The following is a 26,024-nucleotide window of genomic DNA, read 5'->3' on the forward strand; positions in this document are numbered from 1 at the left end:
TGGTGAATCACCGTCGGCCCGTCGCCGTCCGCGCCACCGCGCGCCGACGACCCGGCCGACACACCGCGACACGCATCCCCCGCACAACGGATGCGAGCGGCGCCCCTCCGGGCGCCCACTCAACGACTCAGCACGACCGCGAAGGGGAAATGGGGTCCACACCGTGAAGAAGCTGCTCATTTTGGTGCTGGTCGCTCTTGGGGCGTTCGCCATCTGGCGCAAGATCCAGGCGGACCGCGCCGAGCTCGACCTGTGGACCGAGGCCACCTCGGCCGACGGCGAGGTGTGACGGCCGCCCCAAGGGGCCGCCGTCCGCCCACGCACCGCGTTGGCCTCCGCCGGCGCAGGTGAGCACAGCGCCTCACCGCGCCGGCAGGTCAGCGCCAACCAGAGCCACACTTATCCGCAAGCGTTCGGCGACCACAGCCGCTATGCTCGGCACCGAACACCCGGGGGCCATAGCTCAGCTGGCAGAGCGCCTGCTTTGCAAGCAGGAAGTCAGGGGTTCGAATCCCCTTGGCTCCATCGACTCAGGGCGACCCATGCTCGCAAGCTTCGCTTGCTAGCCGGGTCGCCTCGTTATGTCGCCCGGGGGGCATGGCCCCCCAGACCCCCACACCAGGGGGCTGCCGCCCCCTGGACCCCGGCCGTTGCGCGCTCACCTCGCTGTTTTTGGGGCTGCGCCCCTTGCCCCCCGACCGGCCTCCTGGCCCGCGTTCGCGTCGGGGCAGCCGACGGTCGTGCGTCGGCCGTACCTGCGGAGCCCATGTCGTCGTCTGATGAAGGGCCCCTGGTCGCAGCATCTGCCGCCACTGCATCAGGATCGGCTTATTCGGATCGGCGGGAGTGGCGGCGTTGGAGTTCGGTGAGGATCAAGTCGAGGCCGTAGGCGAATTCGTCGGCGTAGGCATAGTGCTTGTCGGTGACCATTTCGGTGGACAGCTCCGCCAAGTGGGGGTACGCGTCGGCGGATATGTCGCAGCCGGAAATGGTGGCTGCGGCCTCGTCGGGGAGCGCCTTGAAGGGGAGGTTGAGTTCGGTGAGGACGAAGCCGTAGACGTAGGCGTCGAGTGCTGAGAAGGCATGGGCGGCCAAGGCAACGGAGAAGCCGTTGCGCCGCAGGCAGCCGAGCACGGCATCGTGGTGGCGCAGCACGGCCGGGCCGGGATCGCGGCGGGACTCGATGAGCCCGAGCGCCCAGGGGTGTGCGAACAGGACCCGGCGCGCCGAGGCAGCCCGGCGGATCATGGCGGGCCACCACGGCTGATCGGCGGCGGGAAGGTCGATCTGGGTGAACGGCCAGTCGGCGAGCTCGGCCAGGATTTCGTCCTTGCCGCTGAAGTGGTGATACAGCGACATGGCCTCGACGCCGAGTTCTCTGCCGACGCTCCGCATGCTCAGTGCCGAGAGACCGCCGTTGTCGGCGACGGTGACAGCAGCATTGATGATGCGGTCACGGCTCAGGCCCGGGCGCTGGACCACTGTTCACTCCACTCCGTCTCGTGCCACTTGTGCATCTTACGACTGTAAGGCTAGCCTGCCGATAAGGCTGGCTTACGAGCGTAAGGGAGTGTGCGATGCGAGCTGCGGTGGTGGATCGTTACGGCCCACCGGGCGTGGTACGGGTGGTCGAGGTACCGGAGCCGGTACATCGGGCGGATGAAATCCTGGTGCGGGTCCGCGCGGCAGCGGTAACGGCCGGGGATGCCCGCATCCGGGGCGCACGGTTCCCGAAGGGGCTCGGGCCGTTCGCCCGGCTGGGGCTCGGCGTGCTCCGGCCTCGGCAGAGAATCCTGGGCAGCGCGTTCTCCGGCGTGGTCGAGTCTGTAGGCGCGCAGTCCGGTATCAGCGCGAGCGGAGTCGCGCCCGGTGACGAGGTATGCGGCATGAGCGGGAGCCGGCTGGGCGCGCACGCGGAGTACGTCGCTGTGCCCGCCGGCCGGGTGGTGCGCAAGCCGGCCGGGGTGAGTCACGAGGACGCGGCGGGCGTGCTGTTCGGCGGCACCACCGCGCTGTACTTCTTGCGGGACAAGGCTGGTCTGGCGGCCGGAATGTCGGTACTGGTCAATGGCGCCTCCGGAGCGGTCGGCACCAACGCGGTGCAGCTGGCCAAGCATGTCGGCGCGACAGTCACCGCGGTCACCAGCACCGGCAATGTTCCGTTGGTCGCGAGACTCGGTGCGGACCACGTGATCGACTACACGACCGCGTCGATCGGTGCGGTGGCTGACCGGTTCGATGTCGTCATCGACACCGTCGGCGCCATCTCCCCCGCCTCGGGGCGGCGGCTGCTCACACCGGACGGGGTGCTGCTCCTGGTGGCCGCGAACCTGTGGGAAATGCTGCGGTCGCGCGGCAGCGTCAAGACCGGCAGCGCACCCGAACGGGCGGCGGACATCGAGCACCTCCTGGCTCTGATGGCCGACGGGAGACTCGCCACGGTCACCGACCGTGTGCTCGCCCTGGCCGAGATCGTTGCCGCATACGAGCGGGTCGATTCCGGCCGCAAGGTCGGCAACGTCATCATCCGACTCTGAGGCGGCATCTGCATGGACGCCACCCGTATCGTGCTGGCCGGCTGCTGGACAAGCCTGATGCTGGTATACCTGCTCGGCGACGTGCTGCGCCTGTTCGCCGGCGACCATGTCCCCGGCCAGATCGACGGCCGGCCCGCCGGCGACGGGATGTGGACCCTCGCCGCGCTGATCATGCTCGTCCCGATCGCGATGATCTTGATCTCCCTACTGGTCCCCGCCGAACCGCTGCGCTGGATCAGCATCGTCGTATCCGTTGTGATGGTCCTGTTCAACCTGGCCGGGCTCCCTTACCCCGGGTCCTACGACAACCTGCTCATCGTCGTCGGCTTCGCCGTCAACGGCATCATCATCTGGCAGGCCCGGGCCCGGGCCCGGGCCTGGGCCTGGGACACCGGCGCCGCGTGACCGGGGCCGGCAGGTGCAAGCGACCGAGTCGCTGGTGGCAGGCGCGGTCCGGTTCAGGGACCGGACCGATGCCTCGGCGGTGATCGCGGCGGAGTCCGGCCGGGCGGGGCACCCGTCTCTTCCGGTACATGTCGACGCGGCGGTATATCGCCCGGTCTCCGTGCCGACCAGGCGATATACGGTCCCGTGGCGGCCCGGTACCGGACCGTTCGCCCGATTTCCACCCGCGGCGCGGATCACTCGCGTAGATTGTGCGGACCGTTTCGGGGTCATTCGCGCGCCGTTCCGCTACTCCGCGAACGTCCCGGCTGTCCCGTCGATCCCGCCGCCTCCCGGCCGCGGCCCGGCACCGCCGTCCGGCCCCCACCGGCGCGGAGCTCCCTCCCGATGACGGCGACGCGCGGCCCCTCTCCCGAAAGGCCCCGCATGGAACCCTTGTACCTCGTGCTGGCGGGCGGCGCCGTCAGCCTGATCAGCAGTGTCACCGTCACCTGGCTGCAGGGCCGCGCCGCGCGCCGCGGCGAGACCCGGCAGGCCATCCGCGACTGCATCCGGCAGCTGACCAGCATCTTCATCAGCGAACGCGAGAAGGCCCTGGCCCCCGCCCCGGCGGCCGCGCCGCCGGGCGCCTCGGGCCTGGCCGAGGCCGAGATGCTGTGCACGATGATCGCCGACCGGCGCACCCGCGAGCGGGTCCGCGACGTGATCCGGCTGCTGCGCGCCTCCGGCATGCCCGAACTCCAGGAGCTCAGCGGGGTGCGCGCACCGCGCGCCCGGCGGGCGCTGTGCACCCACGCCCTGGACGTGCTGGGCGCCCACTACCGGGGCGAGCGGATCCCCGCCCCGACCGAGACCGTCAAGAAGCTGATGGAGGTCGAGGACGAGGCGCTGCAGGCCGTCTACTCCGACGCGCTGCACGACCGAGACGCGGACGAGGCCGAGGAGCCCGCCGAGCCGGAGACCACCGCCGCGCGCCGGCCGCGCGCCGCCTCCGCGCCGGCCGACGCCGCTACCGAGACCGCCACGGCCGAGAAGGGCGGCGCCGAGAAGAGCGCGGCCAAGCCCGCATCGGGCGGCACCGGCCGCGGCGGGCGTTCCGCCCGCTGAGCGGCCGGCGGCGGGCGGACCGGCCGGACCGCCCGCCGCCGCGCGGCCGGAGGTGGACGGATGGCCGCGCTCACGCGTACGCACAGGTCCGCGTGGTCTAGGGTGTGCGGAGCGCACGTGCGAACACGCCGCGCCGACGCCGTCCGGCTCTCGGGCCGGCCGACGCTCCCCGAAGCCTTACGAGCGGATATGGTCGGGATATGGGTCTCTGGAATGCCATCAAGGGCGGCGCCCTCGTCGAGGAAGCCAGACGTGCGGCCAAGACGAAGTCCAAGGTCTTCGTCGGGGTCCTCCAGCCCAACAGCATCGAAGCCCCCACGGGCAACGCGTTCCCGGCTCTGGCGCACATCATCGAGGGCGTCGAGGAGGCGGGCTGGCGGCTCGACCACACCTCCTTCACCTCCGACAAGGAGGGCGAGCCGGTCGGCTACTTCATCTTCCGCCGCGCCGACGAGCAGGTGCCCGAGGCCGTCGAGCACCACCAGGAGCCGGAGCAGCACACCGAGCCGCCGGCCAACCAGCCCTCCGGCGGGCAGCCCGCCTACCCGGGCGGCCCCGGCGGCTACCCCGGCACCGGCCCGCAGCCGCCCGCGCCCGGCGGCTACCCCGGCCCCGGCCAGCACCCCGGATCCGGTCCGCCGCCGCCCGCGCACTACCCGGGCGGCCCGCAGCAGCCGCCGCAGGGCCCCCCGCAGGGACCGCCCCCGCCCCCGCAGGGCCCGCCGCCGTACCCCGGCGGTGGCGGCGGCTACTACCCGGGCCAGCAGCCCGGCTGGTAGGCGCCGAGCGGCCCGGCACCCCCGCGGGCGTCCGCGCGTTGTCCCGACCGAGGGGATATCAGGGTTTCCCCCGATGGTGCGGCGCACCGCGGTGACGCACTATGGGAGGGAACCCATATGCGCGGGGGGAGAGGGCTGTGGCAGCGTCGTACCGGCCGTCATCCAGTACCTGGATGACCCGATCCTCGGAAGGTCCGTCGATCGATCCACTGGATCTGCGGATCACCAACGACCAGCGCGAGGCGGTGGTCGACCGGCTCAAGGACGCCTACTCCGTCGGGCAGCTGGACGAGAGCGAGCTGGAGGAGCGGCTGAGCGCCGCGATGGCGGCGCGCACCGGCCGCGAACTGCGGCCGCTGCTGGACGACCTCCCGGCCGCGCCGCCGCCCTCGGCGGCCGCGCCGCGGCCGGCCCCGGCGGCCGACAGCTCGCTGGCCGACGCGCCCATGGAGGACCGCCTGTGGGCCGCTGGCGCGCACGTATCGGGCTACTTCACCTGGTTCCTCGGGCCGCTGGTGGCACTGCTGGTCAAGGGCAATACCTCCCCCGCGCTGCGCGCGCACCTGGTCGAGGCGCTGAACTTCCAGCTCACCTGGACCATCGCGAGCCTGCTGATGCCGATCGTAGGCATCCTCACCCTGGGGCTGGGCGTCCTCGCCTGGGTGCTGCTCCTGCTGATCTGGATGGTGCTGCCGCTGGTCGGCGGCGTGGCGGCGGTGGCCGGCGGGCGGATGCGCTACTGGCCGAGCTGGAAGTTCGTCCGCTAGCCGATGTCCCCCGCGTACGGCGAAGGTGGCCGGGAACACTGTTCCCGGCCACCTTCGGTACAGGCGGCCGCCGCGGCGACCGCCCCGTGCTCAGCGCCGAACCCGGCCGTTGAGAGTGTCCACGGTGTCGTCCACGGCACTCTCGGCCTTGTCGGCCCCCTTGCCGGCCCCGGCCTTGACCGTGTTCGACGTACGGTCGGCCGCTCCCTGCACCTTGTCCCGCATGGCGCGGGTGGTCTCCTTCACGGAGTCCGCGGTGCCCGACAGCGTGGTCCTGGCCTGCTCCAGCTGCGCGTCGAACTCGCCGTTCTGCGCCGCGCGGCGCAGCCGGACGACTCCGTACGCCACCACCGCGCCGCCGACCAGGCCGAGCACCACCGCGGACGCGGGGACGCGCCGGCCGCCCCGGCGCATCGCCAGCCAGCCGCGCTGCGCGCGGTCCGGCTCGATCCGCTGGGCGGCGGCCGTGAGCAGGCCGGCGACCTTGGGGGCGATCCGCTCTTCGACGGCGTGTGCGGCCGACTCGACCCGGGGGGCCGTCCAGCCGCGTGCGACGATCAGCTTCTCAGCGGCGTTGTCGCGCGCGTCGCCGAGGTAGGGGGCAAGTCGCTCCGCCTGTTCGCGGGCGAGCTGCTGCAGTGTGACGAGGCGGTTGAGTTCCGCCTTCAGTTCGCCGCTGCGGCGCTTCACCATCGTGCGCACGTCCACAACCTCCTCGATCGATCGGTAGCCGAGCCCCTTCCCGGCAAGGGATGCGGTAACCCCCACGCCGTTCTTGATACCGATCACATAACGGCGTCCCGCGCGGCGCTGCGCGGCTCTCCGCGCAGGTCCGCAGGGGAGCGTCCCCGGGCCGCACCCCGGGTAACGTGGGGTGCGGCCGGCCATCGCGTTCGATGGCATCCGACGAAACCGACCGAAAGGCAGCCAGGTGTCTGGGGCTGACAACAACGCGGGCGAGCAGAAGCTCTTCGCCACGCTGAACACCAACAAGGGCGCGATCGTGCTGAAGCTGTTCCCGGACAAAACGCCGGTGACGGTCCAGAACTTCGTCGAGCTGGCCGAGGGCACCCGGAAGTGGACCGACCCCGAGACCGGGGAGGAGACCACCCGGCCGCTGTACAACGGCACCATCTTCCACCGCGTCATCTCGGGCTTCATGATCCAGGGCGGCGACCCCCTGGGCACCGGCCGCGGCGGTCCCGGCTACAAGTTCAAGGACGAGTTCGACCGCTCGCTGTCGTTCAACCGCCCCTACCTGCTGGGCATGGCCAACGCCGGCGCGGGCACCAACGGCTCCCAGTTCTTCATCACGGTCTCGGCGCAGCCGCACCTCACCGGCCGGCACACCATCTTCGGCGAGGTCGTCGAGGGGCGCGAGGTGGTCGACGCGATCGCCGCCGTGCCGGTGAGCCCGCCCAACCACCAGCCCAAGCAGGACGTCGTCATCGAGTCCGTCACCGTCGAGCGCCGCTAGCGGCCGCACCCCCGGTGCGGGTCCGGCCGCCCGCACCGGGACGGCGCGTCCGCGGCACCGGCCGGTCCCCTCAACTGAAACGAGCGCGTCGACGATGAGCAGCGAATCACCGGAGTCGCCGTCCGGGGTCGAGCAGGTGCCGACCTGCTACCGCCATCCGGACCGGGAGACCTACGTCCGGTGCAGCAGGTGCGAGAAGTACATCTGCCCCGACTGCATGCGGGAGGCGGCCGTCGGCTTCCAGTGCGTGGAGTGCGTGCGGGCCGGCAACCGCGGGGTCCGCGAGGCGCGGACCACTTTCGGCGGGCGGGTCACCACCGCCGCCTACGGCACCTGGGTGCTGCTCGGCGTGATGGTCGCGGTCTTCGTGGCGCAGACCTTCGCCCCCGCCGTGGTGAACGGCTTCGACTGGTTCAGCATGGAACTGGGGCTGTGGCGGCCCGGTGTGGACGGCGGCGAGTGGTACCGGCTGATCACCGCCACCTTCCTGCACGTCGACTTCATGCACCTGCTCTTCAACGGGCTGGCCCTGTTCATCATGGGCCCCCGGCTGGAGCAGCTGCTCGGTCTCAGCCGCTACCTGGCGCTGTTCCTGGTCAGCGCGTACGGCGGCAGTGTGCTGACCCTGTGGGTGGCGGCGCCGTCCACGCTCACCATGGGCGCCTCGGGCGCGATCTTCGGACTGTTCGGCGCCATCTTCGTGATCGGCCGGCGGCTGCACCTGAACATCAGCTGGATCGTCGGGCTGCTCGCCATCAACCTGGCGATCACCTTCCTGGTGCCCGGCATCAGCTGGTCGGCGCACATCGGCGGGCTGGTCACCGGCGTGCTGCTGGCCCTCGCCTTCGCGTACGCGCCGCGCCGGCACCGCACCGCCGTGCACATCGGCGCGGTGGCGGGGCTGACCGTGCTGCTGACGGTGCTGGCGCTGCTCGAGCCGCTGGTGCTCGGCACGGCGGTCTGAGGACCGGCGCACCGGCCCGCGCCCCCCGGCCGCGCCCTGTCCGGCTGGACCGGGGCGGCCGGTCCGCGCGCCGGTCCGCGGGAGTCGCCACCGGGAGCCTGTCGCGGGCCGCCATCGCGCGGGGGCGCCCCCCGAGATCCATTATTCCGGTTCGCGCTGCGATGAGGTGTGCGGCGTGGCGGCTGTGGACGGCCTGGGTGGTGTGGGCCGAGTTATCCACAGGTCTGTGCACAGGTGCGGGACCTGTGCACAGGTGCGGACGCGCGGGTGGGACCCTCGCTGTCCACAAGGCGGCGAGTCGGCAGAAAGCCAAGCTCAGCAGGGGTTACAGCGCACGGGCCGCCGCGGCGGAACCCGGATGGGGCAGCTGCCCGGGCAGCCGGGCCGAGCATCGTGCGACGGCCGGTGCGCCGACTCTCCACAGATTGTGGATAACTCCTGTGGAGAGCTTGAGTGTGCTAGGGCGACCGGGACGGGACGGTCGGAGCCGACGGGTCGGCCGGTGCCGTCCTCAGTGCCAGCGGGTGCCCAGGATGATGCCGATGATCAGGAAGCCGAACCCGACCGCGAGGTTCCAGTTGCCCAGCGTGCTCTGCACCGGAAGCGTGCCGCTGGTGATGTAGAAGACCGCCAGCCACAGGATGCCGATGATGAGCACCGCGCACATCACCGGCACCAGCCAGCGCGGGCTGACCTTGATGGTCTGCGCCTGCTCCGGCTTGGTGTAGGTCACCTTCTTCTTGGTCTTGCGGTCATTGCTGCGGGACTTGGGCACGGTTGTCAGCTCCGATACGTGAACGCCTTGCCGGGAACCCGCCTGGGGGAGGTGCCGGGGAGGTCACCCTACGGCCTCAGGCGGGCTCGCTGCCATAGGGTCGCGGTACGGGTTCGCGACGCTTCCGGTCGGCTCCAGGGTAGTACGCCGCGGGCGGAACCGGTGCCCGCCGGGGCGGCGGTCCGTCCCGCCGCCCCGCGCCGTGCGATGCTCAGTCGCCTTCGTCGCCGCCGGGGTCCGGCGGGAACGGGAAGTTCGGGTCGGGCTCCTCCTCGGTCGGCTCCGGGTCGGGCGTGGGTGTGTTCTCCGTCGGAGGAGGCTCCTCGGTCTCCGGCGGCGCCTGCGCCACGTAGATGGTGACCGTCGACTCGGGCGCGACCTGGCCGCCGCCCTGCGGAGTCTGCTGGAAGACCACCCCGGGCTGCACGTCGGCGCGCTCCTGCGGCACGACCTCCACGCTGAAGCCCGCCCCCTCGAGGATCTGCCGGGCCGCGTCCTCGGACTGGTTCACCACGTCCGGCACCTCGACCTGCTGCACCGTGGCGACCAGCACCAGGGTGACCTCGGAGTCGACCGCCACGGTCTCGCCCGCGGCCGGATCGGTCTCGATCACGGTGCCGGGCTCGCCTTCGCCCTCCTCGGTGGTGGTGTTGACCACCAGGCCCAGTTCCTCCAGCGCCTCCCGGGCCTCGGCCTCGGTGTCGCCCGACACGTCGGGGATCTCGACCTCTTCGGGACCGGCGGAGACGATCAGGGTGATCTCCGACTCCGCCGGGGCGTCCTCGCCCATCGGCGGGTCGGTGTCGATGACCCGCCCCTCCTCGACCTCCGCGCTGGGCTCCTCCTGCACCTCCGAGGCGACGGTGAAGCCCGCCTCGGTCAGCGCCGCGGTGGCGTCCTCGACCGACTCGCCCGCGACATCGGGCACCCGCACCATCTCGGTGCCCGGGTTCAGAAACATCCAGCCCAGGAAGCCGAGCGCGCCCAGCACCAGGACGGCCAGCACCGTCCACAGCGCGATGGTCTTGCCCCGCCCCTCGCGGTCGTCGTAGTCGTCATAGTCGTCGTACTCGTCGTCGCGCACCGGCGGGATCGTCGCGGCCGCGCCCTGCAGCATGGTGGCCGCGCCGTCGGCGGCGACCGGCCGGCCGGCCAGGCCCGCCTGGAGGTCGGCCCGGAACTCCGCCGCGCTCTGGTAGCGGTAGTTGGCGTCCTTCGTCATCGCCTTCAGCACGACGTCGTCCAGCCACGCCGGGATGTCGGGGTCGTAGCGCGAGGGCGGGACCGGGTCCTCGCGGACGTGCTGGTAGGCGATGGACACCGGGGAGTCGCCGGTGAACGGCGGCCGGCCGGTCAGCAGTTCGTACAGCAGGCAGCCGGTGGAGTAGAGGTCGCTGCGCGCGTCGACCCGCTCGCCGCGCGCCTGCTCCGGCGACAGGTACTGGGCGGTGCCGATGACCTGCGCGGTGGCGGTCATGGTGGCCTGGGCGTCGCTCATCGAGCGCGCGATGCCGAAGTCCATCACCTTGACGTCGCCGTTGCGGGTCAGCATGACATTGGCCGGCTTGATGTCGCGGTGCACGATGCCGTTGCGGTGGCTGTACTCCAGCGCCCGCAGGATTCCGTCCGTGATCTCCGCCGCGCGCTCCGGCAGCAGCCGCCGGTCGTCCTGCAGCAGCTCGCGCAGCGTGCGGCCGTCGGCGAACTCCATCACGATGTAGGGCACCGGGGTGCCGCTCATATTGTCTTCGCCGGTGTCGTAGACGGCGATGATCGCGGGGTGGTTGAGGGAGGCGGCCGACTGCGCCTCACGGCGGAACCGCGCCTGGAAGGTCTGGTCGCGGGCGAGGTCGGAGCGGAGCGTCTTGATGGCGACGGTCCGGTCGAGGCGCACGTCGCGGGCGCGGTAGACCTCCGCCATGCCCCCTCGCCCGACCACGCCGTCGAGCTCGTACCGACCGCCGAGTAGCCGTGGCTGAGTCATGTCGTGCACTGTCCCTCATACTTCCTCGTGACGAACGAGCTCTGGGCTAACGGTACAGTCCACCGAGCGGTTCGTGACGCTTCACTGGCCCGTATCGCAGGGCCCGCCTTGCGGCGGTGGCGAGCAGGTGGGTCGCGGCGAGAGGGTGGCGGTCTCGTCAGGCTCCGGGTTCTCCGGCTCTTGGCCCGGCTGCGGGTCGCCCTGCGGCGCACCGTCCCCGGTGTCCGCACCCGTACCCGGGTCGGTGCTGTCGGGCTGGGGCGGAGCGGCCTCACCCGCACCGTCCCCACCGCCGGCGGGATACTCCGACGGCTCCGGCACGACGCCGGTGGGGGCGCCCGCCCCGCCGCTGGGCTCGGCGGTGGGACGGCTGCCCGGCTCGGGTCCGCCGACGCCCGGCCGCTCCTGCGCCGAGGGGTCCCAGGACGGGACCTCGGCCGGAACGAAGGGTCCCTCGTTCCCGATGGACTGGCCCTCGACCCCGTCGCCGCGCATCAGCAGACCGGCGAGCAGCATACCCACCACCGCCAGTACCGCGCACGTGCCGAGCAGAAGCGGCAGCCCCGACCGGCGGGGCCGCGCCGATCCCCCGGCCGGGAGGTCGGAGGTGGGGGTGTCGGCGGAGAACCAGGTGGTGGGGTCGGACGGCTCGGCCAGTCCGGCGGCCGGCGCGGGCGCCGCCGCGGCCGGGTCCGCGCCGCGCCGCAGCGAGGCGCGCAGCGCCGCGGTGCGCTCGGCCAGCTCGTCGGCGCCGCGCGGGCGCGAGGCCGGCTGCTTGGCCAGCAGCTCCAGCACCAGCTCGGCGACCGGGCCCGGCACCGACGCCGGCAGCGGCGGCGGGGACTCGCGGATATGCGCGACGGCCAGCGCCAGCGGCGAGGCGGAGGTGAACGGCGGCCGGCCCGTCAGGCACTCGTAGGCGACGACGCCCAGCGAGTAGAGGTCGGAGGACGGGGTGGTGGGGTCGCCGTTGGCCTGCTCCGGCGAGACGTACTGGGCGGTGCCCATCACCATGCCGGTCTGGGTGAGGGTCACCGACTCCGCCGCCCGGGCGATACCGAAGTCGGTGAGCTTCAGCACGCCCTCGCGGGTCATCAGCAGATTGGCCGGCTTGATGTCGCGGTGCACCACCCCGGCGGCATGCGCGGCGGCCAGCGCCCTGGCCGCCTGGTGCACGATGTCCAGCACCGTCTCGGCCGCGAGCGCGCCGTGTCTGGCCACCACCGACGACAGCGGCTCGCCGGGCACCAGCTCCATGACCAGGAAGGCCATGTCGTCCTGCTCGCCGTAGTCGTAGACCTGCGCGATGCCCGGGTGGCCGAGCGCGGCGGTGATCCGGGCCTCGGAGCGGAAGCGCGAACGGTAGGTGCGGTCGCCGATGAGCGCGTGCTTGAGCAGCTTCACCGCGACCTGGCGGTCAAGGACGGTGTCGGCCGCCGCCCACACCTCTCCCATCCCGCCGGCCGCTATGCGTTCCTCAAGGCGGTAGCGGTTCGCCAGGAGGGGTGGTGGCGCGCTCATCTACTCCAGCACCGCCTCCATGATCTGCGCTGCGACCGGGGCGGCCAGCGAACCGCCGCTGCCGCCGCCGTTCTCCACCACGACCGCGACCGCGATCTGGGGGTCGTCGGCGGGAGCGAAGGAGATGAACCAGTTGTGGGTGGGGCCCGCGTTCTCGGCGGTACCCGTCTTGCCGGCCACCTCGTAGCCCGGCACGGCGCCGCCGGGGCCGCTGCCGTTGGCGCCCTGGGTGACCTGCACCATCGCGTCGGTGATGGCGTTGGCGGTGTCGGGGCTCATCGCCTCGCTCAGCAGTTCGGGCGAGTTGGCCTCGATCTGGGTGGTGAGGTCGGGGGCGACCACCCGGTCGACCAGGTACGGACGCATCACCCGGCCGTCATTGGCCACGCCCGCCGCCACCATCGCCATCTGCAGCGGGGTGGCCTGCACCAGGCCCTGGCCGATACCGGAGTCGAAGACCTGGTTCTGGCCGATCGGCGAGCCCTCCATGGTGTCGGGGTAGGAGCTGACCGCCGCCGGCATCGGCAGTTCGAGCTGCTCGCCGTTGAAGCCGAAGGCCTCGGCCTGCTCCGTCATCGCGTCGGCGCCCAGGTCCAGCGCGAGGTTGGCGAAGGAGGTGTTGCACGAGATCTCGATGGACAGCGCGATGCTCGGGCTGCCGTCGCCGCAGGCGCCGGTGAAGGCGTTGGGAAGGTCGGCGCCGCCCTCGGGGCGCGGAGCGGCCTGCGGGCCCATGCCGCTCAGCGGCTCGTCGATCGAGTAGCCGTTCTCCAGCGCCGCCGCCGCGGTGACGATCTTGAAGGTGGAGCCCGGCGGGTACACCTCGTTGAAGGCGCGGTTCAGCAGCGGCTGGTTGTCGTTCTCGTTCAGCTCGGTGTAGGTCTCCGGCTCGCTCAGGATCTGGTTCGGGTCGAAGCTGGGCACCGAGACCGAGGCCAGGATCCGGCCGGTGTCCGGCTCGATCGCCACCGCGGCGCCGTTGGCGTTCGGGTTCACCTGGCGGAAGGCGTCGTAGGCCGCCTGCTGGGCATCGGGGTCCAGGGTCAGCTCCACCTGGGCGCCCTGCTCCTCCTCGCCGCTGATGGTGTCCAGGAAGCGGCTCACCGCCAGCCGCTGGTCCTCACCGCTGAGCAGGGTGTTCTCGTAGAACTCGATACCGGTGGACTGCCCCGCGGGCGAGTAGTAGCCGACGATGTGCGCGTAGAGGTCGCCCTGCGGATAGGTGCGCTGGTACTCCCAGTCGGCGTTCTCGTCCTCGCTGGTGTCCTCGGAGACCGCGATGGCCTCCTGGCCCACCATGATCGGGCCGCGCGCCTGGTTGAAGGCGTCCTGCAGGCGCATGGTGTTCCAGCGGTGGTTGTTCAGCTCCTCGGCCCGGAGGGCCTGCAGCCAGTTGACGTTCAGCAGCATCGCGCAGAACAGCGCCATCACGACGTAGCCGATCCGGCGGATCGGGATGTTCGTCCGCTCGGCCGCGGTGGGCTTCTCGTCCTCGGTCATCGGGTGATCACCTGTGTCATCCCCTCGTCCTGGATGGCGACCGGCGCGGGCTTGTACGCGCTGTCGCTCATCCGGATCAGCAGGCCCATCAAGATCCAGGTACCGATCAGCGACGAACCGCCGGCCGCCAGGAACGGGGTGGTCATACCGGTCAGCGGGATCATCAGGGTGACGCCGCCGACCACCACGAAGACCTGGAACGCGACCAGGAACGAGATCCCGGTGGCCAGCAGCTTCACGAACATGCCGGTGGAGGCGACCGCCGTGCGCAGCCCCCGCTGCACCAGCAGGAAGTACAGCAGCAGCAGAGCCATGAAGCCCGTCAGCCCCAGCTCAGTGCCGATCATGATCGTGACCAGGTCGCTGTTGATGAACGGGATGCCCTCGAAGCCCTGGGCGTTGCCCAGGCCGGTGCCGAACAGGCCGCCGTCGGCGAGCTGGAAGACGCCCTGCGCGATCTGGTTCGGGCCGCGCTCGCACTGCTCCTCGGGGTTGCTGAAGCACGGCACGAGCTGGTCCATGTACTCCGCGTCCAGCGCGCGGGTCAGCAGCTCGACGCGCTCCCGGACGTGGCCGAAGAGGAAGTAGGCGACCACCGCCGCCACCGAGAACATGGTGAGGCCGATCAGCACCCACGAGATCCGCCGGGTGGCGGCGTAGACCATCGCCAGGAAGAGGGTGAAGATCAGCAGCGAGGTGCCGAGGTCGGTCATGCCGACGAACAGCAGGATGCACAGCGCCCACGCGACCACCAGCGGGCCGGTGTCGCGCATCCGGGGCAGGTCGATGAAGCCGATCCGGCGCCCCGCCAGCGACAGGGCGTCGCGCCGCGCCACCAGGTAGGCGGCGAAGAAGATGACGAAGCAGATACGCCCGATCTCGGCCGGCTGGAAGGTGTACGTGCCGATTCTGATCCACAGCCGGGCGCCCAGCTCGGCGTGGCCGAGCCCGGGGACGAGCGGCAGCATCACGAAGATGAAGCCCACGATCAGGATCAGGTACGGGAAGCTCTGCAGCCGGCGGGGTTCCTTGATGAGGAAGATCACCCCGACGCACAGCGCCAGTCCCAGGATGCTCCAGATCAGCTGGTTGCCGATGACGTGCTCGAAGCCGGTGATCTGGCCGTCCTCGTTGCGCACGGCGGTGGGGTTGCGCCACTGCACCGCCAGCCCGATGCCGTTCAGCAGCACCGCCACCGGCAGGATCAGCGGATCGGCGTAGGGCGCCAGGTAGCGCAGGGCGATATGGGCGCCGAAGACGGCGGCCGTGAACACCAGCACCGGCGGTATGAGCTCGCCGTGGAAGCGGCCGTCCAGGCCGTAGCCGGCGAACAGGAAGTACAGCAGGGTGAGCGCCAGCCCCAGCAGCAGCATCAGGAACTCGATGCCGCGCTGCTTGGACGCGAACAGCGGCTTGACGACCTTGAGTACCCGGTCCCTCACGCCCGGGGTGTCGGCATCGCTCATGACGCCTGGGGCTCGGGGTCCTGCTCGCCGGAGGCCGGACCCTGCTCCTCGGCGGGCTCAACGCGGTCGCAGTTGGGGTTCTGCGCGCACTCCTCGGCCTCCGCCGTGAGCGCGGCCACCCGCTCCTGGGCGTCGGCCAGGCTGGCCGCGCCGATGGTGGAGCTGGTGAGGCGGTCGTGCTGGGTGCGCGGCAGGGCGGTGACCTCCAGATCGGTCACCTCGGCCTCGGTGTACAGCGCGTAGCCCAGGACCTCCTCGTCCATGCCCCGGTAGATCGTGACCTGGCCCTCGGGATTCACCCCGATGTAGTACTGGTTCTGTATGTAGTCCCAGGCGAAGTAGGCCGGTACCACCAGCAGCGCCACGAAGACCAGCAGCACCAGGGTCATGATCGGGAAGCGGCGGGGCCGGCGCGGCAGCTCGTCGTCATCGTCGTCCACCGGACGCGGCGGGCGCGGCGGATCGGCCGCCTCCAGGATCAGCGGCGGGAACTCCGCCGTGTCGGTGCGGGCACCGCCCCCCGACTGCAGTCCGCCGAACTCGCCCCGCTCGAACATCTCCGTCTCGGGCGCCTGCCCCAGACCCGCCGCGCGGCCCGCCGGTGTGTCCGGCATCACCCGCTCCGGCTGGGAGTTGGCGACCGCGCCCACGAACTCCGGCGCCGTCCTCAGCTGCTCGGCACGCGGATCGACCACATCGGAGACCACGCAGGTGATGTTGTCGGGGCCGCCGCCCCGGTTCGCCAGATCGACCAGCCGGCGGGTGACCTCCACCGGGTCCGGGACCGTGCGCAGCACCTCCGCCATCGTGTCGGCGCTCACCACACCGTGCAGGCCGTCGGAGCACAGCAGATAGCGGTCGCCCAGCACCGCCTCGTGCATCCACAGGTCCGGCTCGACCTCGCTGCGGCCGTCCAGCGCCCGCAGCAGCAGCGAGCGCTGCGGATGGGTGGCCGCCTCCTCCGGGGTGATCTTGCCCTCGTCGATGAGGGTCTGGATCAGAGTGTGGTCGTGGGTGATCTGCTGGAACTCGCCATTGCGCATCATGTACGCCCGCGAGTCGCCCACATGGCCCACCGCCACCTGCGCGCCCGACCACAGCAGCGCCGTGAGGGTGGTGCCCATGGTGTCGGTCGCGGTGGGGTCGGGGATGTTGTCCTGGACCACCGCGTTCGCCTGGAAGATCGCGTCGTGCAGCGCCCCGATCAGCTCGTCCGGCGCGAAATCACGGTCCAGCGAGGACAGGGTGGTGATCGCGATGGAGCTGGCGACCTCGCCGTGCTTGTGGCCGCCCAGGCCGTCGGCGACGGCCAGCAGCCGAGGACCCGCATAGCCGGAGTCCTCGTTCCCTTCGCGGAGCAGGCCGACGTCGGAGTAGGCGGCATACCGCAGTGCAAGTGTCATTTGCGCAGTTCCATGACGGTCTTGCCGATTCTGATCGGCTCACCAATGGGGACCGGTTCGGGCTGTTGGGCCATGAGCTTCTGCCGACCGAGGTAAGTGCCGTTCGTCGACCTGGTGTCCTCGATGAACCACTGGCCGTCCGCCCCCGAGTACAGCCGCGCATGGTTGGTGGACGCGTAGTCGTCGCTCAGCACCAGGGTGTGGTGGTGCGCCCGGCCGATCGTGATCTCCTGCGAGGCCAGACCGATCGTCGTACCGGTCAGCGGCCCCTGCACGACCACCAGCTGCCGCGGCACCGCCCGGCGGCTCGGAGCCGGCGCCTCCTTCTTCTTCGACTGCTTCGGCTGCTTCGGCGCCTTCTGGCGAGCCGCCCGGCCCGACCGGCCGCCGCCGCGCTTCCTGCCCCGGTCCCCGAGCAGGTCGCTGCGGACGACACCGAATGCGGCAACCACGAAGAACCAGAGCACCGCCAGGTAGGCGAGCTTCATCAAGATGATGAGGAATTCCGAGGGTCCAGACATGGAAGTGCTCTTGTGCCCCTGTCTTGAGGGAGGTCGGTCCAGGCGAGTCGACGGCCTTGGGGTTGGCACATTATCGCCGATACCGCCCTGATAACGAGACGGGCAGCCCGAGATTTCCCGGGAGCGGCCGCCGCACCGGCGGCGGCCGCCGCACGCACCCGCCGATCAGGGAACCGCGCCGGGCGCGAACGCGTCTCAGAAGGCTTCAGTCGCGCTGGAAGATGAGAGTGGTGCGGCCCAGGCTCACCCGGGTTCCATTGACCAGCATGGCCCGCTTGATCGGCTGGCCGTTGACGAACGTGCCGTTCGTCGACTCCAGATCGACCACCACCACCTCGTTCCCCTCCACCCGGATCTCCGCGTGGTGCCGAGACACCCCCGCATCGACGAGACGCAGGTCACAGTCGGTGCCGCGGCCCAGCATCGTCACCGGAGTGGTGATCTCGTACGAGCGCTGCATGCCCTGGCCCTCGTCACTGCCCCCCGACGGATGCTCGCCCGCCGACACCAGCAGCCGCGGCCGGCCCTGCAGAATCGACTGATCACGCGGATGATCCGTGACCGGCTGCCGGATCTCCCGCCCCTCCACCGTGGTACCCCGGATCACACCCGACCGCAGCCGGAACCGACCCGTGGCCAGATCCGGCGCACTCTGGAACCGCACCCGCACCGGCCCCACGAAGGAGTAACCCTGCTCGGTCGCATACTCCCGAGCCAGGTTCGCCAGCTCCTGGCCCAGGCTGTCCACATACACCGACAAGCGCGAACTGTCCGTCTCCGACAGCTCCACCACGAAATCGTTCGGCACCAGGGTGCGCCCCTGGGCCACGATCGCGGCCCGCTCGTCCATCTCGCGTCGGATGGCGCTCCCGATCTCCACCGGTTGCAACTCCGACTTGAAGGCCCGGGCGAAGCCACCCTCGACCATGCCCTCGATCTTGCGTTCGAAGCGCTGCAAGGCCCCCACGGGTACCTCCTTCCCGCGTCCCCATACGTCAGATGGGACGATCGTATCTGTGCGGCAGAGCAGTACGTTGGCCGTGTTAATCTAACAACGTCACTCGGGCGGGTGGCGGAACGGCAGACGCGCACGGTTCAGGTCCGTGTGTCCGAAAGGACGTGAGGGTTCAAATCCCTCCTCGCCCACGAGACTTTGGGCGCCCCTGCTCGCAAGCTTTGCTTGCTCGCCGGGGCGTCTCGTTGTGTCGCCCGGGGGGAGACCCCCCGGAACCCCCCATGTGGGGGGCTTCGCCCCCCACGCCCCCCTCTGGGGGTGGAGGCGTCCGCCGTCGTTCGTGTTGTGGGGTGTGGCGGTTTTTTGGGGGCTGCGCCCCCTTTCCCCCGATCGTGTGTGTGGACGGCTGCCGTCGTTCGTGTCGTCGAGGGCGGGGGTGTTCTGGGGGCTGCGCCCCCTCGCCCCCCATCGCGAGTTCAGGCGCCTGCCGTCGTTTCTGTCGTTGAGGGCGGGCGTGTCTTGGGGGCTTCGCCCCCTTGCCCCCCGAGGTGTGGGCGGGCGTGTGCCGTCGTTCGTGCTGTGGTGTGGGGGTGTGGTTCGGAGGCTGTGTCCTCCTGCCGCTGCCCGTCGCGCGGTCGGGTCGCTGCCGGTGCCGTCGTGGGGGGCGGGCGTGTGCCGGGAGGGGCGGCCGCTGGTGCGCGGTCGTGGGTGCGGAGGGCTCTCGGGGGTGTTGTCGAGAGCTTGGGGGCTTCGGGGGACGTGCCCCTTCTCACCCGGGTGGGGGTGCCGGTGCGCGCCGTCGCCTTGGCGGTGGACGGGCGCGGTCCGGGGGCCGTGGGTGGCGCGCGGGTGGTGAGGGGCGGTCACGGACGGGGTCCTACCCCCCGGGGTGGGGCGGTGAACGTGCGGGCTTGGTGGCCGCCTGTGGTCAGGGGGCGAGGACGGGGGCGAGGCGGTCCCAGCGGTCGATCTCGCAGCCGTTCTGGCGGTTGAAAGAGGCGTCGACCTCGGTGCCGTTCCAGGTGCCGGTGATGGTGGCGGTCTGGGGGCCGCCGTGGATCATGGTGCACATGGAGTCGCCGGAGACCGGGGCGAAGACGTCGGGGGCCGCGGCGGCGAGGGCGTCGCAGGCCGCCTGGGGCGACGGGTGGTCGCCGGCCGCCGGATCGCACGTGAGGGTCCAGGCGGTGCTCGCGCCCGAGTTCTCGCCGTTCGGGCTCACCTCGACGGTCAGCTCGCCCGCCGGCTGCTCCCCGCCGTCCCCGCCGTCTTCGTCCTCGCCGCCGTCCAGGGGCGCCGACGCGGACTCCGACGGTGAGGAGGGGCTGTTCGACGGAGAGGGGGAGGCGGAGCCCGGCGGGGCGGCCGACGGGCTCGCGCTGCTCGCGGTGGCCTGCGGATCGGCGCCCGTCGACCCGCCGCAGCCGGCCGCGAGCAGACCGGTCAGCGCGACGCCGGCCAGGGCGGCGGACACGGACAGCGATGTCGTCATAACGCTTGTGACGCTTGGCCGGTGCCCGCGGTTCCATGGGATCCTGGAGAGTCCAAGCGACGGAAGTGACGAAGGAGGCCGATGGTGTTCGGGCCTGCGGTACCCGAGGTGGACCCCGGCGGCGTGCCGGACGACGCCTACCTGCTCGACGTGCGCGAAGCCGACGAATGGAGCGCCGGCCACGCCCCCGGCGCCGTGCACATCCCCCTCTTCGACCTCGCCACCCGCGCCGGGGAGGTGCCGCGCGACCGCGAGGTGTACGTGATCTGCCGGTCCGGCGGGCGCTCGGCGCAGGCCGTGCGCGCGCTCAACGACGCCGGCTGGCGGGCGTCCAACGTCACCGGCGGGATGCACGCCTGGGCGGTGGCCGGGCGCGAGATGCGCAGCGAGACCGGGGCGCAGCCGGTCGTCGCCTGAGCGCCGCGGCGCTCAGCCCTCCGCCGGGCGGCGGCGCGGCGCGTACTCCTCCAGGGTGAGCAGGTACAGCTTCGCGTCGGCGCCGCCCGCGTAGCCGCCCACCGACGGATCGGCCGGGAATCCGGAGGGCACCACCCGGTGGCAGGGCAGCACCACGCAGACCGGGTTGGTGGCCAGCGCGTTGGCGACCGCGCGCACCGCGTTGTGGTGGCCGATCCGGGCGGCCAGCTCGTCGTAGGTGGTGGTCGTGCCGTAGGGCACGTCGAGCAGCGAGCGCAGCACGATGCGGCCGAAGCCGCTGGTCAGCCGGAGGTCGACCGGGGTGGCGAAGGACTGGAGCCGGCCGGCGAAGTAGGCGTCGAGCTCGCGGCGGACCGGGTCGAGCCGCCGCCGGTCGCGGCCCAGCCGCGGCGAGATCAGCCGGGTGACCCGGGGCAGCATCGCCTCCTCGGACTCGTAGCAGCACACCGCGAGGCCGCGTTCGGTGATCGCGAGCAGCAGCGGGCCGATCGGGGTCTCCGCGGTGCCGACGACGACGTCGAAGGACGCGTCCGCATAGGCGGCGCCGCCAGGCTTGGTGGCGTTGATCAGGGCTTCCAGGTCACCGTCGGGTGCCGCCATTGGTCCCCATTCCCCATTCCCTCCGCCCGCCGCGGGGCCGGTCCGGCCGCCGCGCCGGCGGTCCGTGCCGCCGCCCGCGACCGCGATCGGCCCGGGCCGATGCGTACCCGGATGAGCTGGGATTGTAGTGGCGGGGCGGCTTTGACGAGCATGTCACGCCCGGCCCGTCCCGCGTGGTTTCCGCCGCGGTCTCCTGCCCCCTTCGGTCCGGGAGGCCCGGCGGGGCCGGGCCTCCCGCTCGGTAGCGCGGGGCCGAAAGGGGCATATGGGGCTGACCGTATTGAGGGCCGCGGATGGTGGCGGCCGGAGGGCCGGGCGGCGGGGCCGCAGCGGTGGCGGCGAAAGATCCGAGGGCCTGGAGGAGTGTGGCAATTCGTGTGTGGAGGACTGCGTTGAGCGAGCGAAAAAACGGTGGACGTAACGTTCGCACGCCAACGGTTGCCGCAAAATGGCACCATGACGGGGTGAAGTCCGATCGATCTGCCGTAACCGCCGACGCGGTCCTCCAGTGTGCGGCCGATGCCATTGTCGCGATCGATCAAGATCTGCGGGTGGTGGCCTGGAATCCGGCCGCCGAGCGGATGTTCGGCTGGCGGGCCCAGGACGTGCTGGGCAGCGAGCCGCCCATCGTTCCCGAGGAGCTGCTGGCCGAGTACCACGCCGTGCTCGAACGGGTCCGGGCCGGCGGGCAGATCTCGATCGCCAGCCGCCGGCTGCGCCGCGACGGCATGGTCATCGACGTCCGGGTCGACACCAGCTGCCTCGTCGGCGCCGCCGGGGAGGCCCTCGGCTGGGTGAGCGTCTTCCACCCGGTCGAGGAGGAGGAGGCCGTCCAGCACTACATGGCCGAGCGCGCCCGGCTGGTGCGCCGGCTCACCGACGTGGTGGCCGACATCAACGCCGACCTCGACCTCGGCGCGGTCCTGGACCGCATCGCGGTGAGCCTGGCCGAGCTGACCGGCGCCGACGCGGGCGGCTTCGTGCTGATCGAGGGCGACAAGGTGCGGCTGGTCAGCCTCACCGGGCTCAGCGAGGAGCTGCGCGGCTTCACCACCTCGCTGCGCTCCAGCCTCTTCGGCGAGCTGCTGCGCAGCGGCAAGACCGTCATGCTGGCGACCAGCGACACCCGCTCGCTGGAGGACCTCATCTGGTCGGAGCTGGACGGCCTGCACACCATCGCGCTGGGCGTGTCCAATGTGCAGGGGCGGCCCTACGGCGCCCTGTACGCGCTCTACAGCAAGCGCAAGGTCGGCCACGTCGAGCTGGAGCTGCTGGAACTGCTGGCCGGCCACGCCGGGGTCGCGCTGGGCAACGCGATGGCCTACCAGGAGGTCGTCCGGCAGCGCGCCCACGAGCGCGCCGTCGTGGACGCCAGCGCCGACGGCATCGCCGTGCTCGACCTGGCCGGGCTGATCCGCAAGTGGAACCGCGCCGCCATCGAGCTGACCGGCCTGGCCGCCGAGGACGTCGTCGGCCGGCCGCCGCCCTTCCCGCTGCCGGCCCAGGCGGGCTCGGCCATCACCCACCGGCTCGCCAACGGCCGGTGGCTGGAGATCCTGTGGGCGGAGATCCCGGAGACCGCCGAGCGGGTGGTCGACTTCCGCGACGTCACCCAGGCCAAGGAGCTGGAGCAGGAGAAGGACCTGTTCCTGGCCACCGCCAGCCACGAGCTGCGCACCCCGATCACGGTGGTGCAGGGCTTCTCCTCCACCCTGGTGAACCGCTGGGACAGCCTCGGCGACCCCGACCGGCGCGCGGCGGTGCGCACCATCGCCGAGCGGGCCGGCACGCTCGGGCGGCTGGTGGAGAACCTGCTGCTGGGTTCGCGGGCCGGCACCGGCGACCTGGACGTGAAGAACGGCCCCTTCGACCTGGCCCGGCTGCTCAAGGGCGCCACCAGCGCGTTCCGGCCGCTGTCGGAGCGGCACGAGCTGGAGCTGGACATCCCCGCGGACCTGCCGCCCGCCTATGGCGACGCCATGGCCACGGACATCATCGTGGGCCAGCTGCTGGAGAACGCGCTGAAGTACTCCCCCGACGGCGGGCCGATCACGGTCCGGGCCCGGGCGGCCGGCGACGGGGTGGTGGTCAGCGTCTCCGACGAGGGCATCGGCATCGCCCCCGGCGACCACGAGCGGATCTTCGAGCGCTTCGTGCAGGGCGACGCCGGCGACCGCCGCCGCTTCGGCGGCATCGGGCTGGGCCTCTACATCGTCCGCCGGCTGGCGCGCGCCCAGGGCGGCGAGGTGACGGCCCATTCCGCGGAGCCGCACGGCAGCACGATGCGTTTCACGCTCAAGCGGGCGGCGGCCGAATAATTCATCCCATCATATATCTCTAGAGAAATACCGAGCCGCCGAAATTACACATCTGGAATTCCCGGCATTTCCAGCACAGAAGGCGTAGGTGTGGTAGGCGCGGCGGCGAACGGCGACCCCGGCCGTTGGCCGCGGAGGGCGCCGGGTTATCCTCGCTGCTGACGTTTTCACCGTGATTTCCGACACCTTTGAATCGCGACCGGGAGGTGACTCGGGCGGTATGCGAAGCGCACAGGCGCGTCTGGCGCGTGCTTGCGGGCCCGTCCGGGCGGCGACCGGGTCCCCGGGACCGGTGCGACCGCGCCGGTCTGATCCGAGTACATTGCGGTTCATCCAGGTCTGCGCTGTTCAGAGCGCCGCCCGTCCGGCCGCGTCCGCATCGCGCGGCCGCCGCGACAAGGCCGTCGCGACGGGGCGGCGAACGGTGCGCGCCGCACCGCCCGAGCGGTGCGCCGGCGCCGCTCGGCGGCCGGCCGGAGGCTTCGGGATTGCGCGCGGAAGCCGTGTTTCCGCCGTGATTGAACGGGGCATTTCGGTCCTGGCAGCCCCGTCGGCGACCCGCGCCGGTGGTCGGACAGCGCAAGTTCGAGGAGGTGAGTTCGTCGAGCGTCGTGCTGTTGCCCCATACACCGTCCAGCGTCGCCGCCGCTCGTCAGCACCTCTGTGGTGATCTGCGATCCGCCGGGGTGCGCCCCGGAACGGTCGACGACGCCGCGCTGGTGCTGAGCGAACTGCTGAGCAACGCGCTGCGGCACGCCCGCCCGCTCCCCTCGGGCGAGATCCGCGTCTCCTGGCACTGCGGCTCGGGCATGGTCGAGCTGTCGGTCAGCGACGGCGGCGCGGCGACCGAGCCGAAGCTGGCCCGCCCCGGTCTGTCGGCGCTCGGCGGCCGCGGCCTGGGCATCGTCGAGCACCTCGCGCAGCGCTGGGGCGTGCGCGCCGAGGAGGGCGTGAACACGGTCTGGGCCATCCTGATGGCCCCGGTGGCGGGCCTCGCAGTCACCCCGGCCGGCGAGGGCACCGTCACCCCGCTGGGCGAGGAGCTGGACGAGGAGTTCGTCGCGCCCAAGCGCGAGACCTCGCCCTCGCGGGGCTGAATTCTCCTCCGCCGCTCCGCCCGGCTTCGCCCCCGCGCGTCGCGGATGTCCGAAGCCGCCGGTGCGCGGGCGACGCGCTCGCCGCGATTCAGGTGGCCAGCGGGGACCAACAGCGCTATGGTTCCCGATGTGGAGTTGAAGGTCTCAAGTCAGTACCGCGCAGATCACGCTCTGGTCACGGTTAATGGAGAGATTGACCTCTATACCGCGCCCCAGCTGAACCGCGAACTGGCAGACGCGATTTCCGGGTCCCCCCACCTCGTGGTCGACCTGGCCCAGGTGGACTTCTGCGACTCCACCGGAATGAACGTGCTGCTCGCGGCCATGAAGCGCAGCCGCGAGCGCGGCGGCTCCTTCGTGCTGCTGGCCCCCCGCCCCGCCGTCCGGAAAATCCTTCAGGTCACCGGCCTCGACGGCGTCTTCTCGGTGTACGACTCCCTCGACGATCTGCCCGCGGCGGCCCGCGCCACTTGAGTACGATCGGCCGCTATGGACGTCATCGGCGATGTGGCCGTCATCATCGCGGCCAAGGATGAGGCGGACCGGATCGGCGCCACGGTCGGCGCCGCCCGCGAACTGCCCGGAGTAGACCTGGCCATCGTCGTCGACGACGGCTCGACCGACCGCACCGCGGCCGTCGCGGAGGCCGCCGGAGCCCGGGTGGTGCGGCACAGCCGCAACCGCGGCAAGGGCGCGGCCATGGAGACCGGCGCGGAGAGCCTGCGGCTGCTGGAGGCGCACGAAGAGCGCGAACACCCCCGCCACCTGCTCTTCCTCGACGCCGACCTCGGCGGCACCGCCAAGGAGGCCGCGCCGCTGGTCGAACCGGTCCGCTCCGGCGAGGCCGACATGACCATCGCGAACTTCCCGGCCACCCGGCTCAAGCTGGGCGGCCACGGCGTCGTGGTCCGCTTCTCCCGCGACGGCATCCGCCGGCTCACCGGCTGGACGGCCGCGCAGCCGCTCAACGGCCAGCGCTGCCTCACCCGCGCCGCCTTCCAGGCCGCGCTGCCCCTCGCCCCCGGCTTCGGCGTCGAGACGGCGCTCACCGTCGACCTGCTGCGCGCCGGAATGCGGGTGACCGAGGTGGAGGTCCCGCTCGAACACCGCGCCACCGGCACCGACCTGCGCTCCCAGCTGCACCGCGCCCGCCAGCTGGTCGACGTCGGCCGCGCGCTGGCCGACCGCGAGCTGCGGCCCGCCGTGGTGCGCCGCGCCCGCCGGGCCCGGTCCGTGCTGCTCGGACCGCCGCGCCGCCGCTGAGCCGCGGCGCCGGGAAGCGTCGCGGGAACGGGCGTACGGCCGCGACACGGCGAACACGCACCGTATCTACGCGAAAGCAGGACGTAACAGGTACTCTCCTCGTGTGTACCTTCTGGCACTGGCCGCCATCGGCCTCCTCGTCGGAATCGCGGGTCTCGTGGTGGGCATCTCGGCGCACCGGCGAGCCGCCCGCGGCCTCGAGGAGAGCCTGGCCGCCATCAACCGACTCCTGCCCGCCGACAACACCGTCGTCGACTCCCGCGCCGTGCGGGACGTCGCGCTGGTCCGCTACGACGCGCTCAAGGAGATGTCGGGCGAGCTGTCCTTCTCCGTCGCGATGCTGAACGCGTCCGGGGACGGCTTCGTGCTCACCTCGATCAACGGGCGCACCGAGACCCGCACCTACGCCAAGATCATCGAGGGCGGCAAGGGCGTGCAGACGCTCTCGCCCGAGGAGTACCGGGCCATCCGGGCCGCCCGGATGGGCGAAGGCCCCGGATTCACCCTGCGCGGCGCGCACGCCGTCCTGCGCGCCCGCGAATCGCCCGAGAACCTCGACGGCCAGGACCCCGGCGGCGGCGCCGCCGAAGACGCCGGAGTGCGGCTGCTTTCCAAAGGCGCGCCCGCGGACTCGCTCTGAGCTCGTAGTCTGGAT

The 26,024-nt window shown here is 71.7% G+C and carries 26 protein-coding genes and 2 tRNA genes; 16 read left to right on the forward strand and 12 right to left on the reverse strand.

Translation table 11 applies throughout. The features are described 5' to 3' along the window. Positions 1-163: 163 nt before the first annotated feature. Both CLV72_RS32790 and CLV72_RS10995 read left to right on the forward strand, forming a co-directional pair. A complete protein-coding gene (locus tag CLV72_RS32790; protein ID WP_211302812.1) occupies positions 164-289 on the forward strand; it encodes a DLW-39 family protein in 126 nt (41 codons plus the stop codon). Between the two features lie 163 nt (positions 290-452). Further along, positions 453-525: transfer RNA gene (locus CLV72_RS10995), tRNA-Ala, on the forward strand. A 303-nt stretch (positions 526-828) separates the two neighbouring features. On the opposite strand, the gene CLV72_RS11000 is transcribed toward CLV72_RS10995, so the two are convergent. Next, positions 829-1,482 (reverse strand): TetR/AcrR family transcriptional regulator, encoded by a 654-nt coding sequence (locus CLV72_RS11000; RefSeq protein ID WP_106244283.1) that lies wholly within the window; start codon positions 1,480-1,482, stop codon positions 829-831. Between the two features lie 95 nt (positions 1,483-1,577). On the opposite strand from CLV72_RS11000, the gene CLV72_RS11005 reads away from it, so the two are divergent. From CLV72_RS11005 to CLV72_RS11025, 5 genes are all read left to right on the forward strand, one after another. Further along, a complete protein-coding gene (locus tag CLV72_RS11005; protein ID WP_106244287.1) occupies positions 1,578-2,537 on the forward strand; it encodes an NAD(P)-dependent alcohol dehydrogenase in 960 nt (319 codons plus the stop codon). Between the two features lie 12 nt (positions 2,538-2,549). Next, entirely contained in the window at positions 2,550-2,942 is a 393-nt protein-coding gene (locus CLV72_RS11010; RefSeq protein ID WP_106244291.1) for a hypothetical protein, read from the forward strand. A 426-nt stretch (positions 2,943-3,368) separates the two neighbouring features. Beyond that, positions 3,369-4,049, forward strand: coding sequence for a hypothetical protein (locus tag CLV72_RS11015; protein WP_146159414.1), 681 nt, complete (start codon positions 3,369-3,371; stop codon positions 4,047-4,049). A 200-nt stretch (positions 4,050-4,249) separates the two neighbouring features. After that, the gene (locus tag CLV72_RS32150) at positions 4,250-4,828 is read left to right on the forward strand and encodes a hypothetical protein (RefSeq protein WP_170140951.1); all 579 of its coding nucleotides are present in this window, start codon (positions 4,250-4,252) and stop codon (positions 4,826-4,828) included. 173 nt (positions 4,829-5,001) lie between these two features. Further along, positions 5,002-5,595, forward strand: coding sequence for a DUF1707 and DUF4870 domain-containing protein (locus CLV72_RS11025; protein WP_170140952.1), 594 nt, complete (start codon positions 5,002-5,004; stop codon positions 5,593-5,595). Positions 5,596-5,685: 90 nt separating this feature from the next. Here the strand turns inward: CLV72_RS11025 and CLV72_RS11030 are convergent, their stop codons facing one another. Further along, positions 5,686-6,384, reverse strand: coding sequence for a hypothetical protein (locus CLV72_RS11030; RefSeq protein ID WP_146159415.1), 699 nt, complete (start codon positions 6,382-6,384; stop codon positions 5,686-5,688). Positions 6,385-6,526: 142 nt separating this feature from the next. On the opposite strand from CLV72_RS11030, the gene CLV72_RS11035 reads away from it, so the two are divergent. Continuing rightward, entirely contained in the window at positions 6,527-7,072 is a 546-nt protein-coding gene (locus CLV72_RS11035; RefSeq protein WP_106244305.1) for a peptidylprolyl isomerase, read from the forward strand. A 94-nt stretch (positions 7,073-7,166) separates the two neighbouring features. Beyond that, positions 7,167-8,036 carry a rhomboid family intramembrane serine protease gene (locus tag CLV72_RS11040; RefSeq protein WP_106244308.1) on the forward strand — a complete coding sequence of 290 codons (870 nt, stop codon included), beginning with the start codon at positions 7,167-7,169 and terminating at the stop codon, positions 8,034-8,036. A 511-nt stretch (positions 8,037-8,547) separates the two neighbouring features. Here the strand turns inward: CLV72_RS11040 and CLV72_RS11045 are convergent. The 8 genes from CLV72_RS11045 to CLV72_RS11080 form a co-directional block, all read right to left on the reverse strand. Further along, on the reverse strand, positions 8,548-8,811 hold the full coding sequence (locus CLV72_RS11045) for a cell division protein CrgA (RefSeq protein WP_106244310.1): 264 nt from the start codon (positions 8,809-8,811) through the stop codon (positions 8,548-8,550). Positions 8,812-9,022: 211 nt separating this feature from the next. Continuing rightward, complete coding sequence (gene pknB / locus CLV72_RS11050) at positions 9,023-10,795, reverse strand: Stk1 family PASTA domain-containing Ser/Thr kinase (protein WP_106245408.1); 1,773 nt, start codon at positions 10,793-10,795, stop codon at positions 9,023-9,025. An 81-nt stretch (positions 10,796-10,876) separates the two neighbouring features. Then, positions 10,877-12,316, reverse strand: a complete 1,440-nt coding sequence (locus CLV72_RS11055; protein ID WP_106244313.1) for a serine/threonine-protein kinase — start codon at positions 12,314-12,316, stop codon at positions 10,877-10,879. Next, complete coding sequence (locus CLV72_RS11060; RefSeq protein ID WP_106244316.1) at positions 12,317-13,816, reverse strand: peptidoglycan D,D-transpeptidase FtsI family protein; 1,500 nt, start codon at positions 13,814-13,816, stop codon at positions 12,317-12,319. After that, positions 13,813-15,282: an FtsW/RodA/SpoVE family cell cycle protein gene (locus CLV72_RS11065; protein ID WP_106244318.1), complete on the reverse strand. Its 1,470-nt coding sequence runs from the start codon at positions 15,280-15,282 to the stop codon at positions 13,813-13,815. The genes CLV72_RS11060 and CLV72_RS11065 overlap by 4 nt, the downstream gene beginning before the upstream one ends. Next, positions 15,279-16,685, reverse strand: coding sequence for a PP2C family protein-serine/threonine phosphatase (locus tag CLV72_RS11070; protein ID WP_106244321.1), 1,407 nt, complete (start codon positions 16,683-16,685; stop codon positions 15,279-15,281). Before CLV72_RS11070 ends, CLV72_RS11065 begins: the two co-directional genes overlap by 4 nt. Then, the gene (locus tag CLV72_RS11075) at positions 16,682-17,206 is read right to left on the reverse strand and encodes an FHA domain-containing protein FhaB/FipA (protein ID WP_106244323.1); all 525 of its coding nucleotides are present in this window, start codon (positions 17,204-17,206) and stop codon (positions 16,682-16,684) included. The genes CLV72_RS11070 and CLV72_RS11075 overlap by 4 nt, the downstream gene beginning before the upstream one ends. Positions 17,207-17,411: 205 nt before the next feature. Next, on the reverse strand, positions 17,412-18,173 hold the full coding sequence (locus tag CLV72_RS11080; protein WP_106244326.1) for an FHA domain-containing protein: 762 nt from the start codon (positions 18,171-18,173) through the stop codon (positions 17,412-17,414). A 96-nt stretch (positions 18,174-18,269) separates the two neighbouring features. Between CLV72_RS11080 and CLV72_RS11085 the strand changes: the two genes are divergently transcribed. Next, a tRNA-Leu gene (locus CLV72_RS11085) sits at positions 18,270-18,352 on the forward strand. Between the two features lie 737 nt (positions 18,353-19,089). On the opposite strand, the gene CLV72_RS11090 is transcribed toward CLV72_RS11085, so the two are convergent. Next, entirely contained in the window at positions 19,090-19,653 is a 564-nt protein-coding gene (locus CLV72_RS11090; RefSeq protein WP_106244328.1) for an SSI family serine proteinase inhibitor, read from the reverse strand. A gap of 84 nt (positions 19,654-19,737) precedes the next feature. Between CLV72_RS11090 and CLV72_RS11095 the strand changes: the two genes are divergently transcribed. Continuing rightward, the gene (locus CLV72_RS11095) at positions 19,738-20,070 is read left to right on the forward strand and encodes a rhodanese-like domain-containing protein (RefSeq protein ID WP_106245411.1); all 333 of its coding nucleotides are present in this window, start codon (positions 19,738-19,740) and stop codon (positions 20,068-20,070) included. A gap of 12 nt (positions 20,071-20,082) precedes the next feature. Here CLV72_RS11095 and CLV72_RS11100 read toward each other — a convergent pair whose 3' ends face one another. After that, entirely contained in the window at positions 20,083-20,691 is a 609-nt protein-coding gene (locus CLV72_RS11100) for a methylated-DNA--[protein]-cysteine S-methyltransferase (RefSeq protein WP_106244330.1), read from the reverse strand. A 464-nt stretch (positions 20,692-21,155) separates the two neighbouring features. Here CLV72_RS11100 and CLV72_RS11105 point away from each other — a divergent pair, with 464 nt between their 5' ends. The 5 genes from CLV72_RS11105 to CLV72_RS11125 all read left to right on the forward strand — a co-directional run bounded on the left by CLV72_RS11105 (position 21,156) and on the right by CLV72_RS11125 (position 26,009). Beyond that, positions 21,156-23,009 carry a PAS domain S-box protein gene (locus CLV72_RS11105; RefSeq protein WP_281262407.1) on the forward strand — a complete coding sequence of 618 codons (1,854 nt, stop codon included), beginning with the start codon at positions 21,156-21,158 and terminating at the stop codon, positions 23,007-23,009. A gap of 611 nt (positions 23,010-23,620) precedes the next feature. Continuing rightward, positions 23,621-24,106: an ATP-binding protein gene (locus tag CLV72_RS11110; RefSeq protein WP_342755668.1), complete on the forward strand. Its 486-nt coding sequence runs from the start codon at positions 23,621-23,623 to the stop codon at positions 24,104-24,106. 117 nt (positions 24,107-24,223) lie between these two features. Next, on the forward strand, positions 24,224-24,580 hold the full coding sequence (locus tag CLV72_RS11115) for an STAS domain-containing protein (protein WP_106244334.1): 357 nt from the start codon (positions 24,224-24,226) through the stop codon (positions 24,578-24,580). Positions 24,581-24,595: 15 nt separating this feature from the next. After that, positions 24,596-25,369 (forward strand): glycosyltransferase, encoded by a 774-nt coding sequence (locus CLV72_RS11120; RefSeq protein ID WP_106244336.1) that lies wholly within the window; start codon positions 24,596-24,598, stop codon positions 25,367-25,369. 103 nt (positions 25,370-25,472) lie between these two features. Continuing rightward, positions 25,473-26,009, forward strand: a complete 537-nt coding sequence (locus tag CLV72_RS11125) for a DUF4446 family protein (RefSeq protein ID WP_245930103.1) — start codon at positions 25,473-25,475, stop codon at positions 26,007-26,009. Positions 26,010-26,024: the final 15 nt, after the last annotated feature.

The organism is Allonocardiopsis opalescens (assembly GCF_003002095.1).
GTDB lineage: Bacteria > Actinomycetota > Actinomycetes > Streptosporangiales > Streptosporangiaceae > Allonocardiopsis > Allonocardiopsis opalescens.